Annotated in this window: 16 protein-coding genes; 9 read left to right on the forward strand and 7 right to left on the reverse strand. The window is 73.5% G+C overall.

Annotated features, from left to right (window positions below; all coding sequences use genetic code 11):
- Positions 1-125: 125 nt before the first annotated feature.
- The gene (locus AC29IT_RS11785; RefSeq protein ID WP_488218723.1) at positions 126-704 is read right to left on the reverse strand and encodes a peptide deformylase; all 579 of its coding nucleotides are present in this window, start codon (positions 702-704) and stop codon (positions 126-128) included.
- Between the two features lie 370 nt (positions 705-1,074).
- Between AC29IT_RS11785 and AC29IT_RS11790 the strand changes: the two genes are divergently transcribed.
- Both AC29IT_RS11790 and AC29IT_RS11795 read left to right on the forward strand, forming a co-directional pair.
- Positions 1,075-1,377 carry a DUF3263 domain-containing protein gene (locus AC29IT_RS11790; RefSeq protein WP_358442398.1) on the forward strand — a complete coding sequence of 101 codons (303 nt, stop codon included), beginning with the start codon at positions 1,075-1,077 and terminating at the stop codon, positions 1,375-1,377.
- Positions 1,377-2,030 carry a LytR C-terminal domain-containing protein gene (locus tag AC29IT_RS11795; RefSeq protein ID WP_488218724.1) on the forward strand — a complete coding sequence of 218 codons (654 nt, stop codon included), beginning with the start codon at positions 1,377-1,379 and terminating at the stop codon, positions 2,028-2,030. The genes AC29IT_RS11790 and AC29IT_RS11795 overlap by 1 nt, the downstream gene beginning before the upstream one ends.
- A gap of 46 nt (positions 2,031-2,076) precedes the next feature.
- Here the strand turns inward: AC29IT_RS11795 and AC29IT_RS11800 are convergent, their stop codons facing one another.
- The 5 genes from AC29IT_RS11800 to moeA all read right to left on the reverse strand — a co-directional run bounded on the left by AC29IT_RS11800 (position 2,077) and on the right by moeA (position 10,423).
- Entirely contained in the window at positions 2,077-4,308 is a 2,232-nt protein-coding gene (locus tag AC29IT_RS11800; protein WP_488218879.1) for an AAA family ATPase, read from the reverse strand.
- Between the two features lie 476 nt (positions 4,309-4,784).
- The gene (gene pssA, locus AC29IT_RS11805) at positions 4,785-5,732 is read right to left on the reverse strand and encodes a CDP-diacylglycerol--serine O-phosphatidyltransferase (protein ID WP_358442351.1); all 948 of its coding nucleotides are present in this window, start codon (positions 5,730-5,732) and stop codon (positions 4,785-4,787) included.
- On the reverse strand, positions 5,729-6,478 hold the full coding sequence (locus tag AC29IT_RS11810; RefSeq protein WP_358442353.1) for a phosphatidylserine decarboxylase: 750 nt from the start codon (positions 6,476-6,478) through the stop codon (positions 5,729-5,731). The genes pssA and AC29IT_RS11810 overlap by 4 nt, the downstream gene beginning before the upstream one ends.
- Positions 6,479-7,108: 630 nt before the next feature.
- Positions 7,109-9,070 carry a M48 family metallopeptidase gene (locus AC29IT_RS11815; RefSeq protein ID WP_488218725.1) on the reverse strand — a complete coding sequence of 654 codons (1,962 nt, stop codon included), beginning with the start codon at positions 9,068-9,070 and terminating at the stop codon, positions 7,109-7,111.
- A 108-nt stretch (positions 9,071-9,178) separates the two neighbouring features.
- Positions 9,179-10,423, reverse strand: a complete 1,245-nt coding sequence (gene moeA, locus AC29IT_RS11820) for a molybdopterin molybdotransferase MoeA (RefSeq protein ID WP_358442358.1) — start codon at positions 10,421-10,423, stop codon at positions 9,179-9,181.
- A gap of 99 nt (positions 10,424-10,522) precedes the next feature.
- Between moeA and AC29IT_RS11825 the strand changes: the two genes are divergently transcribed.
- From AC29IT_RS11825 to AC29IT_RS11845, 5 genes are all read left to right on the forward strand, one after another.
- Positions 10,523-11,191 (forward strand): TIGR00266 family protein, encoded by a 669-nt coding sequence (locus tag AC29IT_RS11825; RefSeq protein ID WP_488218726.1) that lies wholly within the window; start codon positions 10,523-10,525, stop codon positions 11,189-11,191.
- Positions 11,192-11,625: 434 nt separating this feature from the next.
- Entirely contained in the window at positions 11,626-11,829 is a 204-nt protein-coding gene (locus AC29IT_RS11830) for a cold-shock protein (RefSeq protein WP_184483357.1), read from the forward strand.
- A 134-nt stretch (positions 11,830-11,963) separates the two neighbouring features.
- Positions 11,964-13,388, forward strand: a complete 1,425-nt coding sequence (locus AC29IT_RS11835; RefSeq protein WP_488218727.1) for a serine/threonine protein kinase — start codon at positions 11,964-11,966, stop codon at positions 13,386-13,388.
- A 301-nt stretch (positions 13,389-13,689) separates the two neighbouring features.
- Positions 13,690-15,324 carry a chaperonin GroEL gene (gene groL, locus AC29IT_RS11840; protein ID WP_224960042.1) on the forward strand — a complete coding sequence of 545 codons (1,635 nt, stop codon included), beginning with the start codon at positions 13,690-13,692 and terminating at the stop codon, positions 15,322-15,324.
- Positions 15,325-15,771: 447 nt separating this feature from the next.
- On the forward strand, positions 15,772-17,790 hold the full coding sequence (locus AC29IT_RS11845) for a glycoside hydrolase family 84 protein (protein ID WP_488218728.1): 2,019 nt from the start codon (positions 15,772-15,774) through the stop codon (positions 17,788-17,790).
- Between the two features lie 22 nt (positions 17,791-17,812).
- On the opposite strand, the gene AC29IT_RS11850 is transcribed toward AC29IT_RS11845, so the two are convergent.
- Positions 17,813-18,166 carry a PspC domain-containing protein gene (locus tag AC29IT_RS11850; protein WP_358442371.1) on the reverse strand — a complete coding sequence of 118 codons (354 nt, stop codon included), beginning with the start codon at positions 18,164-18,166 and terminating at the stop codon, positions 17,813-17,815.
- A 152-nt stretch (positions 18,167-18,318) separates the two neighbouring features.
- Between AC29IT_RS11850 and AC29IT_RS11855 the strand changes: the two genes are divergently transcribed.
- Together AC29IT_RS11855 and AC29IT_RS11860 are read left to right on the forward strand one after the other, a co-directional pair.
- Positions 18,319-18,876 carry a suppressor of fused domain protein gene (locus AC29IT_RS11855; RefSeq protein ID WP_488218729.1) on the forward strand — a complete coding sequence of 186 codons (558 nt, stop codon included), beginning with the start codon at positions 18,319-18,321 and terminating at the stop codon, positions 18,874-18,876.
- A 215-nt stretch (positions 18,877-19,091) separates the two neighbouring features.
- The gene (locus tag AC29IT_RS11860) at positions 19,092-20,204 is read left to right on the forward strand and encodes an XdhC family protein (protein ID WP_358442377.1); all 1,113 of its coding nucleotides are present in this window, start codon (positions 19,092-19,094) and stop codon (positions 20,202-20,204) included.
- Positions 20,205-20,256: the final 52 nt, after the last annotated feature.

Here is a 20,256-nt window from a genome sequence, read left to right on the forward strand (position 1 = left end):
GGTTCTCAGCTGCTTCCTCGCGAGGACAGCGTTTTCGCCTGTGGCGGAGCCACCGGTGAAAACGATCCCGCAGCGAGGAAGCAGCTGAGGTTCCGCCAACCGCCCCGCCCGCAACGGGAGAAGGCTCAATCCTCCTCAGCGAACGGATCGCCTTCGATCGCCGGGTCCCAGGAGAGCCCGGGAACTCCCCACCCGTTGCGCTTCACGGCCTTCTTCGCGGCCCGCGCGTTCCGCCCGACGAGCCGGGTCAGGTAGAGGTGCCCGTCCAGGTGGTCGGTCTCGTGCTGCAGGCAGCGGGCGAAGAAGCCGGTGCCCTCGACCTCGACCGGCGCGCCGTCCACGTCGAAGCCGGTGACCTTCGCCCAGCTCGCCCGGCCGGTGGGGAACGCTTCGCCGGGGACGGACAGGCAGCCTTCCCAGTCGTCCTCGGGGTCGGGCATGGTCTGCGGGAGCTCGCTGGTCTCCAGCACCGGGTTGACCACCACGCCGCGGTGCCGCACCCCGTCGTCGTCGGGGCAGTCGTAGACGAAGACCCGCAGGTCCACGCCGATCTGGGTGGCCGCCAGCCCGGCGCCGTTCGCGGCGGTGTTCGTCTCGAACATGTCCTCGACGAGGGTGCGCAGCGCGTCGTCGAACCGCTCGACGGGGCGCGTGGGGTGGTGCAGCACCGGGTCGCCCACGATGCGGATCGGGTGAACAGCCATGCGGCGGAGGGTATCGGTAGCGGTCTCCGGGGCGCCTCGGGAGTGGTGGCGCGGAGGTGCGCGCCGCCCATCGGAGTGATCTTCGCCGGGCTGCCGGTGGATCTCCGCCGGGGGCGTGTTGGCCGCGCACGGCGGGCGGGCTCGCGTGATGTAATGGGCTTGGAATCACACCCGTGTGATTCCGGCGAACGCGGGGGCCCCGGATCGCGACGCGAGGAGCCAGATGGACGCCGCCCAGATGCTGACCGTGCACGAGATCGCCCGGCAGTGCGAGGAACTGGCGCGTACCGACGGGCGCGGAGCGGCGGGTGAACCCGCGTCCGGCAGGCACCTGCGGGCGGTCGACCCGCCCACCGAACCGCTGCCGCGCATCCCCCCGGATGAGTCCACTTCGGACGATCAGGAGCCCGCGGCGGAGCGGGGTCTCGGCGACCGCGAGCTGAGCATCCTGGCGTTCGAGCGGCAGTGGTGGAAGAGCGAGGGTGGCAAGGAGCGGGCCATCCGCGAGTTGTTCGACATGTCCGGCACCCGGTACTACCAGGTGCTGAACGATCTGCTGGACGACCCGGCGGCGGTCCGGGCCGATCCGATGCTGATCAAACGTTTGCGCAAGGTGCGGGCGAGTCGGCAGCGCGCCCGGCAGGCCCGCCGACTGGGAATCGAGTGGCACTGATGACTTCCGGGGAACCCCCGACCAGCCCGTCCGCCGCGAAGATCGGCGGTATCGCTCTCATCGGCGCGGGCGCGCTATCGGCCGTGCTCGGCCTGACGACGCTGGTCTCCGGCGGGTCCGACGACGCGGCCGCGCCGCCGGTGGACCAGCAGCAGACCTCGGCTCCGCTGCCGCCGCTGCCGCCCGGCCCGACGAGCTCCGCGCAGCCGCCGACCTCGTCGGTCGCCGAACCGCCGCCCGCCGCGGACGAACCGCCCGCGCAGACACCCGACCCGGAACCGCAGGTGCCGCCGGCGAACCAGCCGCGCCCGGACTCGCCGGGCTCGGACTCGACCGGTTCGGACCACCAGCGGCAGCGGATCGTGGTGCGGGTCTACAACAACAGCACCATCAAGGGCTTGGCGCACCGGGCCGCCGACGAGTTCCGCAGCGCCGGGTACGAGGTGCCGGAGGTCGGCAACTACTCGCAGGGCGTCATCCCCACCACCACGGTGTACTACCGGCCGGGCACGCCGGAGGAGGCGCAGGCGAAGGAGATCGCCGTCGCGTTCCAGGCCCGCGCCGAACCGCGCTTCGAGGGCCTCGCCCCGGCGAGCCCCGGTGTCATAGCGATCATCACGAACGACTACCAGGGCATGCCGAAGGGCAGCTAGCGCCCGGTGCGCGGCCCCGCCGAGCGGGTGGGCCGCGCACCGCGGATCAGCCGCGCCGGTCGGCGTAGGACTCCAGGGACGCGAGCTGCGCCGGGTCCAGCGAGGGGCGCACGGCGCCGCGCGCCGCCGCCAGGTGCGCGGCCGTCACCTCCGCGGCGCTGAGCGACTCGCGCATCGCGGTCAACGCCGCCTCCCGGACCAGCGCGGCGCAGTCCGCCGCCGAGTACCCGTCCAGCTCCGCCGCCACCGCCGCCAAGTCCACATCGGACGCCAGCGGCGTGTTCCGCGCCGCGGCGCGCAGGATCTCCGCCCGCGCATCCTCGTCCGGCGGCGGCACGTACACCAGCCGCTCCAGCCTGCCGGGCCGCAGCAGCGCCGGATCGATCAGCTCCGGCCGGTTGGTGGCGCCGAGCACCACGACCTCCCGCATCGGCTCGACCCCGTCGAGCTCGGTGAGCAGCGCCGCGACCACCCGGTCGCCCACCCCGGAGTCGCCGGACTGGCCGCGGCGCGGGGCCAGCGCGTCCACCTCGTCGAGGAAGACCAGCGCGGGGGCCGCGTTCCGGGCGCGCAGGAACAGCTCCCGCACGGCCCGCTCGGATTCGCCGACGAACTTGTCCATCAGCTCGGCGCCCTTGACCGAGAGCACGTTGAGCCGGCCGCTGCCCGCGAGCGCCCGCACCAGGAACGTCTTGCCGCAGCCCGGCGGGCCGTACAGCAGCACCCCGCGCGGCGGCTCCACGCCGAGCCGGGTGAACGAGTCCGGGTAGCGCAGCGGCCACAGCACCGATTCGGTGAGCGACTGCTTCACCTCGACCATGTCGCCCACGTCGTCCAGGGTGAGCCCGCCGGTGCGCAGATCGTCCGATGTGGACATCGACAGCGGCCGGACGGACGACAGGGCGTCGACGAGGTCCTGCTGGGCGAGCGCCGGTTCGCCGTCCGCCCCGCCGCGGTGGCGCAGCGCGGCTCGCACCGCGGACTCGCGGCACAGCGCCACCAGGTCGGCGACGACGAAGCCGGGGGTCCGCTCGGCGAGCTCGCCGAGCTCCACGTCCGCGGCCAGCGGGGTGCCGCGCAGCAGCACCCGCAGCAGCTGCACCCGGGTCGCCGCGTCCGGCAGCCCGACGGTCACCTCCCGGTCCACCCGGCCGGTTTCGCGCAGCCGCGGGTCCAGGGATTGCGGCTGCGCACTGGTCACCACGACGGCGAGCCGCTCGGTGCGCATCGCGGTGTCCAGCGCGTCGAGCGCGACGGTCGCCAGCGGCGGCGGCTCGGCGGCGGGCAGCAGGCTGTCGGCGTCGGTGAGCAGCACCACGCAGTTCCGGCCGCCCGCGGCGATTCCCGCCGCGCGGTCCAGCGACCGCTGCAGGCGCTGCGCTGCGGAGCGGGATTCGAGCGCGGCGACGCTGGGCGCGGTGACCTCCACGAGCTCCGCGCCGACCGCGGCCGCCACCGAGCGCGCCAGGGTGCTCTTGCCCGCCCCGGGAGGTCCGCTGACCAGCACGCCCAGCCGGTCGCCGCCGCCGAGCCTGCGCAGCAGCTCCGGTTCCTCGAAGTGCAGCCGCAACCACTCGGTGAGCCGGGTGGCGGTGTCCTGCGCGCCCGCGAGATCGCTGACCGGCAGCGCCGGTTCGACCGGTTCGACCCGTTCGGCGGGTTCGGGCGCTTCGGCCGCGGTGGTGGGGAGGTCGGCGACGTCGAGCGGGGCGCCCGCGGGGGCGCTCGGCGCGGAACCGCGCCAGGAGACCACTGTGGACGGTTGCACGGTGACGGCGCCGTCCGGATCGGTGGCCGCGATCGTGATCAGCTCGGTGGTCCACGTCCGGCCGATCGACGCGGCCAGCCTGCTGCGCACCTGCCCCGCGTTGGCCGCCGTCGCCGGCGCCAGGTCCTGCGGCAGCAGCGAGACGGTGTCGCCCGCCCGGAAGACCTTCCCGGTCAGCGCCAGCCGGATCGCCTCCGGCGGCGCGGTCGCGGTGGCCAGCCGGGAACCGGCGACCGTGACGCTGCGCGCGGGCGCCGTGCGCACCGGGGCGACGCCGACCTCGGCGCCCTCGGCCAGCCCCAGGTTGGTCAGCACCACGTCGTCCACCAGCACCACGCCCGCCGGGCCGCCCCGGTCCGCGGCGGCGGCCAGCGCCACCGACACCCGGGCGCCGGTGAGGGCCACCGCGTCCCACGGGCGCAGGCCGAGCGCATCCAGCACTTCCGGGTGCAGCCGCACCACCCCGCGCCGGGTGTCGGCGGCGGAAGCGGACAACCGGACGGTCAACATCAACGAAGCCACGCACCGACAGTAAGGCCTCGCCCCGGAACTGTTCGTTCGTGCTGCTTCTGCCGCGTGGTGCTCGGGTGGCGGAACCGCAGCGGTTTCCTCGCTGCGGGATCGTTTTCGCAGGTGGCTCCGCCGCAGGCGACAACGCTGTCCTCGCGAGGAGGCCGCTGAGAACCCGCTGCGGTGCGAGTTGCCCAGGTGGTCGTCGGCTCAGCGGCTTCGCCGCTGACAGGAAACCGGCCCGCCGGGCAGGTTCGGAGACAGGCGCTGAGCGGGGCCGGTGGCGGAACCCCGGCGGCGTGTTCGCCGCGGGATCGCCGGCACCGGTGGTTCCGCCACGTGCGACGGCGCCGCCCTCCCGAGGACGGCGCCGCGGACCCGCGGCGGTGCCGGTCGATCCGGTGGGCGCCGCTCGGCGACTCGGCCGCCGACGGGATTCCGCTACCTGCCCCGGCTCGCAGCGGCCGGGGGAGCGCTCAGCGGGGGTGCTGGTTGCCGCGGTTGCGGCGCAGGCCCAGGCGGCGCCAGCTCAGACGAGGACCTTCCGGGCCGCCCGCGCGGCTGCGGCGCATCCGCTGGCGGGCGCCGGCGAGAGCGCGGCGCGGGTGCGGCGGGCGCAGGCCCAGCCGCCGCTGGGTGCGCCTGCGGATGGCGCGCCGCTCGCGGGGGGCCGCCGCCCACGCCTCCGGGTGCGCCGCGAGCCAGCGGTGCCGGTACACGGCGTACGGGATGTGCGCCAGGTACACCACGAGCGCCACCGCGAGCGAGATCAGCGGGAACACGATGACCGCGGCGGCCAGCACGGCCACCAGCACCAGCAGCGGCGCGACGAGCCGCGCGGGCACCTTCGCGGTCTTCAGCGACAGCGTCGGCACCCGGCTCACCGCCAGCGCGGCCACGGCGACCATCCACACCATCACCACCGGCTGCTGCGCCCACCAACCCGGATAGCCGAAGTGCGCGGTGAGCACCAGCGGCAGCAGCGCCAGCAGCCCGGCCGCGGGGGCCGGGACACCGACGAAGAACTCCTTGCTGAACGCGGGCTGCTCGGTGTCGTCGAGCAGCGTGTTGAACCGCGCCAGCCGCAGGATCATGCACACCGCGAAGATCAGCGCCGCGATCCAGCCCGCCCGGTTGTCCTGCAGCTGCCACGCGTAGAGCGTCAGCGCCGGGGCCACGCCGAACGACATCGCGTCGGACAGCGAGTCCAGCTCGGCGCCCATCCGCGTGGTGGCGTCCAGCAGCCGGGCGATGCGGCCGTCCAGCCCGTCGAGCACCGCCGCCACCGCGACGGCCGCGATGGCGCCGACCAGCTGCCCGTTCAGCGCGAACTGCACGGCGGAGAGCCCGGCGCACATCGCCAGCACCGTGATCGCGTTGGGCAGCAGGCGGATTCCGGGCGGGGCGATGCGGGCGCCGCTCATGCCCGCTCGCCACCCGCCTGCTCGTGGTCCGGCAGTTCGGCGAGGACGGTTTCGCCGCCGACGGTGCGCTGCCCGGGTTCGACGAGGACCCGGCTGCCCGCGGGGACGTACAGGTCCACCCGGGAGCCGAAGCGGATCAGGCCGTAGGTGCTGCCCGCGGTGGCGCGTTCCCCGCTCTGCACGGAGCAGACGATGCGGCGGGCGACGAGCCCGGCGATCTGTACCACGGCGAGTTCCTGGCCGGCGTCGGTGCGCAGCAGCAGCGAGTTGCGCTCGTTGTCCTCGCTGGCCTTGTCCAGGTCGGCGGAGAGGAACTTCCCGGGCCGGTAGGCGGCGCGCACGATCTCGCCGTCGACGGGCAGCCGCTGCACGTGCACGTCGAAGACGGTCAGGAAGGCGCTGATCCGCGTCATGGGCCGGTCGCCGAGCCCGAGCTCGGGCGGCGGGGTGGCGGTCTCCACGTGCGCGACGGTGCCGTCGGCGGGGGCGACCGCGATGCCCGCGCGGGTGGGGGTGACGCGCTGCGGTTCGCGGAAGAACCAGGCGCACCAGGCGGTGGCGACGGCGCCGAGCACGCCCGCGGGACGCCAGGCGCGGCGCAGCAGCAGGGTGCCTGCGGCGGCGCCGAGCACGAACGGGCGACCCGCCGGGTGCATCGGCGGCACGGTGTCGCGGGCGAGCTTGGCGAGGTGCGCGAGCGGGTTGCCGCTGGCGGGGGCGGTGCCCCGGTCTGTCTGGGTGCTCATCGAGCTGTACACCCCTGCATCGGAGGTCGTTACCGCGGCGCGGTGGCTGCGCTGCGGCCGGGCCGGTACAGCATCGCGGACGGGGTGGCGGCGGCTGCGCGAGGGGGCGGAGTCGATCAGCGGTGCGGGCGTGCGCCGGGCGAACCGGCGGGCCGCGCCGGGGCTGCTCCGAACGAGTGAGGCGAGGTGGGCGGCGCCGCGATGGTGCTCGCGGGGGTGCTCCGGAGGGATCGCGGGTCGCGGCGACCGGTCGGCGGCGGAGCTCGCGGACGCCCGGCCGGATGCGGTGGCCGAACCGGATCGTCGCAGGTGAACGGAAAAGTGCCGGGGGGGGGGGGGGCCCGCCCCCCCCCACGCGCCGGGCCCACCCCGGCACCCAACCGCACGGCGCCTCCCCGTGGGCGCCGAACGGTCCCCGATGTGGGCCCGTGCACCCCCCGACGGCACACGGAGCCCGGTGTCCGCTCCCTCCCTGGTGGAAGGGGGCTGACGTCTGAAGAGACGGAGTCGATCGACAGGTTGTTACGCGTTTTCCAGTGTAATTGAGCTCACACGAACTACGTAGCCGCTATTGGAGGACATTGGGCACGAAATTTGTGACGGAGGGTGACAAATCTGGGCCGTTGTTACTCACTCGTCCGAGGGCTCCCGGCGGTCGTCGACCCGCATCCGCGCGCCCATCAGCTCGTCGAGCCCGCTGTACGGGTCGCCGCGCTCGTCCGTGTCGGCCGTGCTGCGCACCTCCAGCTCCGCCACGTCGTCCTCGCCGTGCACCACCGCGTCCGAGCGCACCGTCGAGGACGACGCGTCGTCCAGGTACAGCTCCAGCTTCAGCGACCAGCCCGAGCGGTCCTGCACCAGCGTCGTCGCCGCCACGTCCCGGCTGTCCACCCACTGCGCGCCGTCCCGGTCCCGCAGCCGGTCCACCGGCGCCACCATCAGCTCGTCGAGCTCCTCCAGCTCCGACTGCCACATCCGCGCCGAGGCACCCGCCAGCAGCCGCCGCGCCGTGCTCGCCGAACTCGGCAGGAACACCAGCCCGCGATCCGTCACCAGCAGGTCGTAGCGCTCGCCCGCGTACTGCACCGGGCTGACGATCCCGGACACCGACGGCTCCGGTTCCGCCACCGGCTCGCGGGAGTGCTGCAGCGGGACCCCGAGGTCCACCAGCGCCCGGTGCAGCCCCGGCACCAGCCGCGGATCCGCCACCGCGGGCCGCACCAGCCGGTCCGGGTCCAGCGGCCTGCCACCGCTGAGCCGCACCACCGATTCGCCCGCCCAGTCCAGCTCGTGCTGCGCGCGGCCCGCGCACACCAGCGCGTCCACCACGGCACCGCCGAGCAGCTCGGTGAGCGTGTCCACCGCGGCCTCGTCCACCAGCTCCGGGCTCAGGCCCGGGTTCAGCACCGGGTTGATCAGGTCCGCGCCCTCGCCGCGGTGGATGGCGGCGAGCACGCCGCCGATCGCGGGCGGGCACTCCAGGCCGCTCTGCTGCACCGCCGAGCTCAGCAGGCCCGCCTGCCGGGCCACCTCCGCGGCGCCCGCCTTGCGGGCCAGGTCCGGCCACGGCAGCCGCGGCCCGAGGCCGTCCACCAGCAGCCGGTCCTCCAGCTCGGGGACGCTCTTGCGCGGTTCCCGCAGCAGCGCGAACGCGGGCGCCTCCTCCGGCTCCCGGTCGCCACCGCGCAGCCGCTTCATCGCCTCCACCCGCTCCCGGGTGGGCGGGTGCACGTCGCGCTCCTCGGCGAGCGATTCCTTGACCCGCTCGGCCAGCTGCGGCTTGCGCTCCGGGTGGTCCATGAACGCGCGGAAGCCCAGCAGCAGGTCCGGGGTGTGCTCGACCTTGGTGGCCATGCTCAGGTACTGCTCGGCGTAGTCGCGCCAGCCGAACTCGACCGCCTTCATCTTGCGCAGCGAGGTGACCGCGGCCCGCTTGCCCGCCGCCTTCACCGCGATGGTGTCCGCGCCGAACCACAGCTTGTCGCCGACCCCGGCGGCCACCGCCGAGTAGGTGCGGGCGTACCCGGTGAACAGCCACTTCACCGGTCCGCCGGTGAGGCCGGTCGCGGTGCGCCGCACGCTGGTGTCGATCCGGTCGGCCAGCACGACGAACTTCCCGGCGCCGACGGTGCGGCCCAGCTCGCGGGCGGTCACGGCGCGGAGCTCGCTGGTGGACAGCCCGGCGATCAGGGGTAACCCGATCTCCAGGTGCCGGGAGCGGACCTTGAGGCCCAGCAGCGCGGTGTCCTCCCGCAGCCGGGCGGTGGGCTGCGAGGTCACCCGGACCGCGTCGGGGGCGGCCGCGCCGGACCCCGAGCAGATCGAGTCGACCATCTTCCAGACCTTGGGCTGCGCGCCGCGGGTCAGCTCGACGCCGCGCGGTCGTTCACGTCTGCGCAGCACGGTCCGCAGCCCGATGCCGAACACCACCGCGACGACGACCGCGGCGAGACCGGCGCGGACGCCGCCTCCGAAGTCGAGCCGGACGGTGTAGGCCGCTATCAAGAGCAGGCCCAGCACCGAACAGAGGGGCACGGCGAAGAAGCCGATGTGCAACGCCAGCGCCAAGGTGGCGCGCCAGGGGCCACGCACGGTGTTGAAACTCCTGAGTGAGGTGTCGACTGCTCGCGGTCCGAACCCGGCGCGACGAGCGCAGCGACGGGACGTGCGGGGGCAGTCTTAGCGGAAATCAGCCGGACGTCAATCCATCAGAAGTACGTCCACAGTGGAACCGGCTGGTAGATCCACCGTCTCCTCCGGTACTTCCAGCAGGCAGTTCGCCGTCGCCATCGCGGACAGCAGGTGCGAACCGGGGCCGCCGTGCGGGGTGACCTCGCCGGTGGCGGGGTCGTACAGCGCTCTGCGGTACTGCCGCTTGCCGGGCGGGCCCTCCAGCGAGCGGGTCAGCACCGCCTTCCTGCTCGGCCGCTCGGCCCGGTGGTGCCCGGCCGCGGCGCGCAGCGCGGGCCGCACGAAGACCTCGAAGGAGACCATCGCGCTGACCGGGTTGCCGGGCAGCGTCACCACCGCGGGTCCGCCGCGGTACCGGCCGGCGCCCTGCGGCATGCCGGGCTGCATGGCGACCTTGGTGAACTCGACGCCGTTGCCGGACAGCGAGTCCTTCACCACCTCGTAGGCCCCGGCGCTGACCCCGCCGGAGGTGATGATCAGGTCGGTCTCGTCCAGGTGCGGGGCGAGCGCGGCGTGGAAGGACGCCACGTCGTCCGGCACGAAGCGCAGCAGCTCCGCGCGACCGCCCGCCTCCCGCACTGCGCCGGCCAGCATCAGCCCGTTGGACTCGTAGATCTGCCCGGTCCGCAGCGGGGAACCGGGTTCGACGAGCTCCGAGCCGGTGGACAGCACCAGCACCCGCACGGGTCTGCGCACCGGCAGCCGCGCGGCGCCGACGGCGGCGGCGATGCCCAGCTGGGTGGGGCCCAGGGTGGCGCCCGCCGCCAGCACGGCCGTGCCGACCCGCACGTCCTCGCCGGCGCGTCGCACGTGCACGCCCGGTTGCGCGGGGGCGTGCACCCGCACCTCGGCGGTGCCGCCGTCGGTGCGCTCCACCGGCACGATCGCGTCCGCGCCGGACGGCACCTGGGCGCCGGTCATGATCCGGTGCGCGGTGCCGGGCAGCAGCGGTGGGCTGTCCACCCGCCCGGCGGGCAGGTCTTCGGCCACCGGCAGCAGGACCGGCTGCTCGGGGCTCGCTTCGGTGACGTCGACGGACCGCACCGCGTAGCCGTCCATCGCCGAGTTGTCGAATGGCGGCAGCGGGATCGCCGCGACCAGGTCCTCGGCCAGCGCCAGCCCGAGGCAGTCGGCGAGCGGACGGGATTCCACCGGCGCCGGGGTCAGCAGCGCCGCGACCCGCGCGCGGTGCTCGGGCACCGGGGTCAGGCCGGAAGGTCCAGTTGCGTGGGGCACGCCCCGATCATCGGGCATCGGGTACCGGGCTGTCGCCACCGGCGTGCGGAAAGTCGCCGCGGCGCCCGTGGCAGACTGCCGGGCGATCGTGTGAGCGGTGCGGGGAGGGGTGGGGCCGTGCAGGTGCGGAACCGGCACACGCCGTCGTTCGGAGTGGCCCGGTTGGTGCTCGCGCCCGGCGAACCCGTCCGGATCGCCGCCGGCTCGCTGCTGGCCACCAGCTACGGCGTGGCGGTCGAGGTGCGCGGTGGAGGTCTGCTCAAGTCGCTGGCGAAGGGCCGGTCGGCCGCGGTGGCCACCTGCACCGCCGGGCAGCAGGGCGGCTGGGTGGACGTCGCGCCCGCGCTGCCGGGCGATCTGCACGTGCTGGAGCCGGACGGCCAGGGTTGGTGCGTGGCGGGGTCGGCGTGGCTGGCGTCGGCGTCCGGGGTGCGGTTCGACGAGCAGTGGGCGGGGTTCAAGAACCTCTTCGGCGGGGAGCGCGGTTTCCTCGGCCACGTCAGCGGGCAGGGCCCGGTGGTGCTGGCCTGCTACGGCGCGCTGGACGTGATGACGCTGCAACCGGGCGAGTTCCTCACCGTCGCCCCGGGGCACGTGGTGGCCTACGGGGAGTCCGTGCAGACGCGATTGCGCCAACTGGGCCACGGGGTGCCGCAGTCGTTGAAGACGGGGGAGGGTCTGGTGTTCGATTTCGCCGGCCCGGGTCAGGTGCTGGTGCAGACGCGGGATCCGCGTTCGATGGTGAGCTGGTTGCATTCGCAGGGGCTGGGCGCGCCGCGTTCGTGAGCGCGGTATTCGCCGCTCCGGCCGAGCGGGGAAAGCGGAGCGCTTTCGGCGGGTTCCGGCGGCGCGCAATGGTAATGATCTTCATCGTTATTGCGCCGCCGCGGCATTCCGGGGCGCCGTTTCGATACCCGCTCCCCGGGTGGGCCGGTGCGGGCCGGGCGCGGCCCAGGTCGTGGCCAGGCGCAGGCTCCGGCGGGTTTTCGCACCACTGCGGCATTCGGAATATTCCGTGATTCTCGCGTCCGCGAAACGGCCCAATGCGAGCGCTCCGGCTACGCGCGGTGGCTGGGAAATCCACTCGTTCGGAGCAGTATTTCGCGGAAAAGTCGCAATGGTCAACAGCGGACGAACCGGGCCGACTCCGGTAGCGTCATCCGTGCTCCATCGGCGCTTTTTCGGGGCGCCGTGCATCACATTTCAACGAGGAGGACGCCGTGGCGGTCGGCACGGTCAAATGGTTCAACTCGGAGAAGGGGTACGGCTTCATCGCCACCGATGGTGGTTCCGATGTGTTCGTGCACTACTCCGCTATCAACATGTCCGGTTTCCGCACTCTCGCCGAAGGTGACCGGGTCGAATTCGAGGTGAAGGCTGGGCGCGACGGTCGAAGCCAAGCCGACGGCGTCCGCAAGGTCTGAAGCTCGCCGCCAGTGGCCCGCCCCGCGGCAGGGGGCGGGCCACTGGGCTTTCCGGGGAGCCTGCCGGGCGCTGCCGGGGCCGAACCGGTGGAACCCGCAGACGGGGAAGATCGCGGGACGTTAGGCTTCCTGACGTGTCGGAAGACCTCACCGGGCGCCGTCTCGGCCACTACAAGATCGACGGAGTGCTCGGCCGCGGCGGTATGAGCGTGATGTACCGCGCCACCGATACCCGGCTGGGCCGCAAGGTCGCGCTCAAGATCATGGGTGAGCACATCACCGGTGACGCGGAGTTCCGCGAGCGCTTCGTCGACGAAGCCCGCAACACCTCGGCCATCGACCACGCGAACATCGTGCCGCTGTACGACTTCGGCGAGGTCGACGGCATGCTCTACATCGCGATGCGGCTGGTCGACGGGTCCGACCTGGCCAGCCTCATCAAGGACGGGCCGATCTCGCCGCCCCGCGCGCTGGAGCTGCTCAGCCAGGTCGCCGAGGCGCTGGACATGCTGCACGAGCGCGGTCTGGTGCACCTCGACCTGAAGCCGGCGAACGTGCTGGTGACCTCGCGGGAGTCCTCGAACGAGCACGTGTACCTCGCGGACTTCGGCCTCACCCGCCGCGGCGCCACCGGGCACCGCACCAGCTCCGGGGACTTCCTCGGCTCGCCGACCTACGCCGCGCCGGAGCACCTGCGCGGCGAGCCGGTGGACGGCCGCACCGACCTGTACGCGCTGTGCTGCATGTTGTTCGCCTGCCTGACCGGGCGCCCGCCGTTCCAGGGCCAGGTGCAGGAGGTCATCCAGGGGCACCTGAGCACCGCGGCGCCGTCCGCGCTGCCGCTGGTGGCGCTGCCGGCTGGGCTGGACGAGGTGCTGCGCAAGGGCATGTCGAAGAAGGCCGACCAGCGCTACGACACCTGCAAGGAGCTGATGGCGGCGGCGAAGGCCGCGTTGAACGCGCCGCCGGACGCGCCGACGAAGAAGACGATGCCGACGCTGGGGCCGCCGTCCGGTCCGCAGCAGGTCCAGTCCGCGCCGCAGCCCCCGGCCCGTTCGCCGCAGCAGTCGGGCCCGGTCTCGCCGCCCGCGGGTCCGCAGCAGGCGCAGTCCGGCCCGCACCCGGCCCCGCAGCAGCCCGGTCCGGCGCAGTCCGGGCCCCAGCCGGTCGGCTCGCAGCAGTCCGGCCCGCAGCAGTCCGGGCCCCAGCAGTCCGGCCCGCAGCAGCCGGGTCCGCAGCAGTCCGGGCCGTACGGCCCGCAGTACCAGCAGGCGCCGCGCCCGATGTCCGGTCCGGGCGCCGATCCGGTGCGGCTGCGCCCGCCGATGCCCGCGCAGTCCTCGTCGTTCGCCACCGCCAAGGGCGGTGGTTCGGCGAAGTGGCTGGTGCCGCTGCTGATCGCCGTCGCCGCGATCATCGTGGTGATCGTGTTCATCGCGACGGCGTCCTCGTCGGGCGGTGGTTCCGGTGGCTCCGGCGGGGCCACCACGTCGGCCGTGCACTCGTCCGCCGCGGAACCGAGCGGGCTGCCCACCGAGGTCCCGACCGTCGGCCGCTGAACATGGCGTCGGCCACCCCGTCGGGTGGCCGCGTGCGGTCCGAACGGGGGAAATGCGGCTGGTCGGGGCGGCGCGCGCCCGAGCGGCTTGCACTCGCCGGGCGTGAGTGCTAAACCTGGATTTGGCACTCAGCGCAGTTGAGTGCCAGGTCGGGACGGTGAGGCCGTCCGCGCTCCGCCACACGACGGCGGGTGCGCGACCGGTCGTCCGTCGCGGGCACCGAGCCTGGCCGAGCACAGAGTCCTGCCACGGGGTGAATCTGCCTTTCGTGGCGTCCAGATAGGTGGAGGACCACACCGCAATGGCCAAGATGATCGCGTTCGACGAGGAAGCCCGCCGCGGCCTTGAGCGCGGCATGAACACCCTCGCCGACGCCGTCAAGGTGACGCTCGGGCCGAGGGGCCGCAACGTCGTGCTCGAGAAGAAGTGGGGCGCGCCGACCATCACCAACGACGGCGTCTCCATCGCCAAGGAGATCGAGCTCGAGGACCCGTACGAGAAGATCGGGGCCGAGCTCGTCAAGGAAGTGGCGAAGAAGACCGACGACGTCGCCGGTGACGGCACGACGACCGCCACCGTGCTCGCCCAGGCGCTGGTGCGCGAGGGTCTGCGCAACGTCGCCGCCGGTGCCAGCCCGATCGCCCTCAAGCGGGGCATCGAGAAGGCCACCGAGGCGATCGCGGAGCAGCTGCTCAAGAGCGCCAAGGAGATCGAGACCAAGGACCAGATCGCCTCCACGGCGGCGATCTCGGCCGGCGACCGCCAGATCGGCGAGCTCATCGCCGAGGCCATGGACAAGGTCGGCAAGGAAGGTGTCATCACCGTCGAGGAGAGCAACACCTTCGGGCTCGAACTCGAGCTCACCGAGGGTATGCGCTTCGACAAGGGCTACATCTCGCCGTACTTCGTCACCGACACGGAGCGGATGGAGGCGTCGCTCGACGACCCGTACATCCTGCTGCTGAGCTCCAAGGTCTCGAACATCAAGGACCTGCTCCCGCTGCTCGAGAAGGTCATGCAGGCCAACAAGCCGCTGCTGATCATCTCCGAGGACGTCGAGGGCGAAGCCCTGTCCACCCTGGTGGTCAACAAGATCCGCGGCACCTTCAAGTCCGTCGCGGTCAAGGCCCCCGGCTTCGGCGACCGCCGCAAGGCGATGCTGCAGGACATGGCGATCCTGACCGGCGGCCAGGTCATCAGCGAAGAGGTCGGCCTCAAGCTGGAGACCGCGGACCTGCCGCTGCTGGGCCAGGCCCGCAAGGTCGTCGTCACCAAGGACGAGACCACCATCGTCGAAGGTGCGGGCGACGACGAGCAGATCGCCGGCCGGGTCAACGAGATCCGCGCCGAGATCGACCGCTCGGACTCCGACTACGACCGCGAGAAGCTGCAGGAGCGCCTGGCCAAGCTGGCCGGTGGCGTGGCCGTCATCAAGGCGGGTGCGGCGACCGAGGTCGAGCTCAAGGAGCGCAAGCACCGCATCGAGGACGCGGTCCGCAACGCCAAGGCCGCCGTCGAGGAGGGTGTCGTCGCCGGTGGCGGCGTGGCCCTGCTGCAGGCCGCCGTGTCCGCGTTCGACGGCCTCAAGCTCGAGGGCGACGAGGCGACCGGTGCCAACAGCGTCAAGCTGGCCGTCGAGGCTCCGCTGAAGCAGATCGCGATCAACGCCGGTCTCGAAGGCGGCGTCGTGGCGGAGAAGGTCAAGAACCTGCCCGTCGGGCACGGCCTCAACGCCGCGACCGGCGAGTACGAGGACCTGCTGGCGGCCGGCGTGCCGGACCCGACCAAGGTCACCCGTTCGGCGCTGCAGAACGCCGCGTCGATCGCCGCGCTGTTCCTGACCACCGAAGCCGTGGTCGCGGACAAGCCGGAGAAGGAAGCCGCCGGTGCGGCCGGCGGTGGCGACCCGATGGGTGGCATGGGCGGCATGATGTGACCCATGCCGGTCACCGGGGTTCGCGCTGAATCCCAGCTACCGCACGAGAAGGGCCGTCCCGTTCCGGGGCGGCCCTTCTCGCTGTCCGGGGTCCCGGGCCACCTGGTCTCTCGCGCCGTCCGGGGTCTGCGCCCGCCCGGGTTCCCAGGCCGTCCCGGGCCCTGCGCCACCCGGAGTCCCGTGCGGTCCGGGTCCTGCGCCACCCGGTGTTCTCGTGCGTCCCGGGGCCCTGCGGCCACCCGGTGTTCTCGTGCCGTCCAGGATCCTGCGCCGACCCCGGGCGCTCGTGTCGTCCGGCCCCGCGCTCGGCCCCGTGCGGCCGATCGGGGGATGCTGCGGCCGGACGCGTGGCGCAAGCCGGTCAGGTCGCGGCCACCGGCCGGACGATGTGATCTCCTGAGCACCGAACGGGACACACGTCCGCTCAGGTCGAGGAGGTTCGGGCGAATGGCCATTCCAGGTGCGCTGCGCCGGTTCGGTGGTTCAGCGGCGATCGTGCTCAGCGCCGCGCTGGTCGCCGCGGGCTGCACGGATGCGGCACCACCCCCGCAGCAGCCCGGTGCGGGCGCCGAGGCGGGGCCGTCGTCCTACCCGGCGGAAGGCGTGCCCGAAGTGGTCCCGCAGCCGCAGAAGGCCGAGCGGCTCGGCGACGACGTGGCCGTGCGCGGCAAGGTCGAGCTCGTCGTCGACCCCTTCGTGGACGAACCGACCAGGGACCTGGCGCAGCGGGTGCTCCGCGAAGCGGGCGCCTCCGACGTGGTGGTGCGCGAACCCGGCCCGCGCGCCGAGGATGCGACGCTGCAGGTGCGGATCGGCGACCGGATGGCTCCCGGCGTGGTGAAGGGCTTGCAGGCCAACGGCTGGGGCGCGCCGTCCCCGCTGCCCGCGGAGGGCTACGTGCTCGCCGCGCACGGCGGTGAGGACAGCGTGGTGCTCGGCGCCGACGACGCGGCGGGCGCCTACTACGCGGTGCAGACGCTGCGCCAGCTCGCCTCGCCCGGCCGGATCGCCGGGGTCGGCGTCGTGGACCAGCCGAACATGCCGATCCGCGGCTCCATCGAAGGCTTCTACGGCAGCCCGTGGACGCACGCCGAGCGGATGGACCAGCTGGCGTTCTACGGCGACGTCAAGCTCAACACCTACGTCTACGCGCCGAAGGACGACCCGTACCACCGGGAGCGCTGGCGCGAGCCGTACCCGGAGGACAAGCTCTCCGAGGTGCGCGAGCTGATCGGCCAGGCCGCGGCGCACCACGTGCGCTTCACCTTCGCGCTCTCCCCCGGGCAGTCGATCTGCTTCAGCGACCCGGCGGATTTCCAGGCGCTGCTGGGGAAGCTGCAGGCCGTGTACGACTCGGGCGTGCGGGACTTCTCGGTGCCGTTCGACGACATCTCCTACACCCGCTGGAACTGCGGGGCGGACCAGGCGCACTACGGCGCCCCCGGCGAGGCGGCGGCGGGCCGCGCGCAGGCGGAGATCCTCAGCCGCGTGCAGCGCGAGTTCATCGACGCCCACCCCGACGCGCGCCCGCTGCAGATGGTGCCCACCGAGTACTCCGACTACGAGGACTCGCCGTACAAGACGGCGTTGCGCGAAGGCCTGGACCCGCGGGTCGTGGCGATGTGGACCGGGGACGGCGTGATCCCGGAGCAGATCACCGTCTCGGACGCGGAGAAGGCCGCGCAGGTGTGGGGCCGGAAGGTGTTCCTGTGGGACAACTACCCGGTCAACGACTTCGACGGTTCCGAGGGCCGGTTGCTGCTCGGGCCGTACGGGGAACGCGAACCGGGGCTGGGCGAGCAGCTCGTCGGCGACGTGGTGAACCCGATGAACCAGGCCGCGGCCAGCAAGGTCGTCGAGATCGGTGCGGCCGATTTCGCCTGGAACGACGACGACTTCGACGCGCAGCGCGCGCACCGGGCGGCGGCGCGCTACCTGGCGACCGATCCGGCGGCGGCGTTGCGCCCGGCCACGGCGGCCGATCCGGCGACGACGCAGGCGCTGCAGGTGTTCTTCGACCTCAACAGCATGGCGCCGCTGGCGAACGGTTCCCCGTGGCTGCCGCCCGCGCCGGAGCTGGCGCGGCGCATCGAGGAGTTCCGCTCCGGGTGGAGCGGCGGGGACCGGGTGCAGGCGCTGAACGGGCTGCGGGACTACGCGCGGCAGATCGCGGACGCCCCGGAGCGCATCCGCGAGTCGGCGCCCGCGGACTTCGTCGCCGACTCGGAGCCGTGGTTGCAGGCCACCGACCTGTGGGGCGACGCGCTGGTGACCACTGTGGACGGTTTGCAGGCGCGGGAGGACGGCGCCGGGCAGGTCGCCGACGAGCGGTTCGCCGTCGCGGCGGACCTGGCCCGCCGGGCCGAGCAGGTGCAGACCATCCCCGGCGAGACCCGGCCGCAAGGCCCCGTCCGGCTCGCCGACGGGGTGCTCGACGTGTTCGTCCGGCAGGCGCCGCAGCTGTAGCCGGACCGCGGCCGGGCGCCGCTCAGTCCTGCGGCACCAGGACCCAGCAGACCAGGTAGAGCAGGATGCCGGTGCCGAAGCCGAGGATCGTCGCCGCCACCAGCCCGACCCGGATCAGGGTCGCGTCGATGCCGAGCAGGTCGGCCGCGCCGCCGCACACCCCGGCGATCATCCCGTCGCGGTGGCGGCGGAACCGGCGGGGCTCTGCCTGTGCGGTGGAGTCGGTGGCCTGCCCTGCGGAGTCCGTGGTCGACCCGGCGAAGTGGGCGGTCGGCCCGGCGAAGTCGGTGGCGGGCCCGGTCGGGTCGGTGGCGGTCCCGGTCGCGGCGCCGCCCGGGTCGGTGGCGGTGGTGTGCTGGTGCGTCGTCTCCGTCATGCCACCAGCGTGATCTCCAGGCGTCCCGGGGGCCTCCGGGGAGTCCCGGGGGCGCACCCGGACATCGGGGGCGCGCGCCTCCGGGAAGCCCCGCACCCGGACGGCCCGGCACCCGGCCCGTGGCATGATCGCCTTCCGAGGGAAGGGGTGGCATGAGCCGGTTCAGCGGGTTCCCCGCGCACGTCGAGAAGTACGTCGGCACCGTCCGCGGGGCGGACTCCCGCGGCACCGACGGGCGCGAGCGCGCCTACCACCTCGTCTACTGCGACCACCACTCCGGACCGTACGTGTCGGTGCTGACCAGCGGCCTGCGCGAGCACACCGCGGGCGCCCCGCTGCCCCAGGAAGTGCTGTGCACGGTGCACGCCGACCAGGAGATCCTGGGCAGGCACCTGACGGCGGTCGTCGCCGAGCTGCTCACCGAATCGAACAGCCGCGTCGGCTACGGCGCCCTGATCATGAACGACCGCGCGCTGCTGCCGGAGACCGAGATCGCCGGCGCGCTCGCCGCCCCGCACCCGTACCTGGCCGACGAGTTCGACGTGCTGCTGGACGCGGACGGCGGCCCGGTGCTGCAGCTGATCACGCTGCTGCCGGTCACCCGCGGCGAATCGCAGCTGGTGGCCCGCTACGGCCGGGATGCCCTCTACGACCGCTGGGAGCAGCGGAACGTGGACCTCACCGACATCCGCAGGCCCTCCGCGGCCTGACCGGTCGCCCTTCCGGACGGGTGGTGCCCGATCGGGCGGCCCGGCGGGTCCACCGCCGGTGGGCGCGAGAACGTTCCGTGCCGGTTCGGCGACGGTCGGTGATACCGCGCGGCGACTCCGGACGAATGTGACTTCGATCCGCCCCAACGGGAATGCGATCGGCGCCCCGGGTGCTGAGATGGCCATGACGCGGCGAGGTGCAGTGGAGGTGGGCCGTGCGTGACGTGCTCGACGAGGTGTTCCAGCGGTGGGAGTCCGGGGAGGCGGTCGGCCTCGGCACCGTGGTCGCCACCTTCCGGTCCGCGCCGCGCCCGCCCGGCGCGTCGATGCTGGTCACCCAGGGCGGTGAGGCCGTCGGCAGCGTGTCCGGCGGCTGCGTGGAAGGTGCCGTGTACGAGCGGGCCACCGCGGTGCTCGACGGCGAACCGGCGGCGCTGCAGCGCTACGGCGTCAGCGACGACGACGCGTTCGCCGTCGGACTGACCTGCGGCGGCATCCTCGACGTGTTCGTGGAACGGGTGGACCGCGCCGCGTTCCCCGACTTCGACGTGGTCGTGAAGTCGGTGCGCGACGAGGAACCGGTGGCGATCGCGACCGTCGTGGACCATCCCGACCCGGCCCGGGTCGGTGCGCACCTGCTGGTGTGGCCGGAGCGGACCTCGGGCGGGCTCGGCGACGACCGGACCGACGCCGCCGTCGCCGACGACGCCCGCGGCATGCTCGCCAGCGGGCGCAGCGGCGTCCTCGAGTACGGGCCGCAAGGCCAGCGGCGCGGCGAAGGCATGCGGGTCTTCGTGAACGCGTTCGAACCGCCGCCGCGGATGCTCGTGTTCGGCGCGATCGACTTCGCCGCGGCGATGGCCCGCATCGGCTCGTTCCTCGGCTACCGGGTCACCGTGTGCGATGCGCGGCCCGTGTTCGCCACCCGCAGCCGGTTCCCCGGCGTCGACGACGTGGTCGTGGACTGGCCGCACCGCTACCTCCAGGCGGAGGCCGATGCGGGGCGGCTGGACGCGCGGACCGCGGTGATGGTGCTGACGCACGACCCGAAGTTCGACGTGCCCGTGCTGGAGATCGCGCTGCGGCAGCGGCTCGGCTACGTCGGCGCGATGGGTTCGCGGCGCACCCACGACGACCGGATGCTGCGGTTGCGGGAGAACGGGGTGCCGGAAGCCGACCTGGCCCGGTTGTCCTCGCCGATCGGCCTCGACCTCGGCGCCCGCACTCCCGAGGAGACCGCGGTGTCCATCGCCGCCGAGCTGATCGCGCTGCGCTGGGGCGGGCTCGGCGCCCGGCTCACCGAGACGGAAGGCCCCATCCACCGCTGACCGCGGCGTTCCCCACCCGGGACAACCCCGCGCCGCTCCGTGCGTCCTACGG

The organism is Saccharopolyspora sp. MMCC62 (assembly GCF_057736575.1).

Bases quoted from the DNA above. Each gene is read 5' to 3' on its own strand.
- AC29IT_RS11785 (WP_488218723.1), bottom strand. From the start codon at position 704: ATGGCTGTTCACCCGATCCGCATCGTGGGCGACCCGGTGCTGCACCAC.
- AC29IT_RS11795 (WP_488218724.1), top strand. From the start codon at position 1,377: ATGACTTCCGGGGAACCCCCGACCAGCCCGTCCGCCGCGAAGATCGGC.
- AC29IT_RS11800 (WP_488218879.1), bottom strand. From the start codon at position 4,308: ATGTTGACCGTCCGGTTGTCCGCTTCCGCCGCCGACACCCGGCGCGGG.
- pssA (WP_358442351.1), bottom strand. From the start codon at position 5,732: ATGAGCGGCGCCCGCATCGCCCCGCCCGGAATCCGCCTGCTGCCCAAC.
- AC29IT_RS11810 (WP_358442353.1), bottom strand. From the start codon at position 6,478: ATGAGCACCCAGACAGACCGGGGCACCGCCCCCGCCAGCGGCAACCCG.
- moeA (WP_358442358.1), bottom strand. From the start codon at position 10,423: ATGCCCGATGATCGGGGCGTGCCCCACGCAACTGGACCTTCCGGCCTG.
- groL (WP_224960042.1), top strand. From the start codon at position 13,690: ATGGCCAAGATGATCGCGTTCGACGAGGAAGCCCGCCGCGGCCTTGAG.
- AC29IT_RS11845 (WP_488218728.1), top strand. From the start codon at position 15,772: ATGGCCATTCCAGGTGCGCTGCGCCGGTTCGGTGGTTCAGCGGCGATC.
- AC29IT_RS11850 (WP_358442371.1), bottom strand. From the start codon at position 18,166: ATGACGGAGACGACGCACCAGCACACCACCGCCACCGACCCGGGCGGC.
- AC29IT_RS11855 (WP_488218729.1), top strand. From the start codon at position 18,319: ATGAGCCGGTTCAGCGGGTTCCCCGCGCACGTCGAGAAGTACGTCGGC.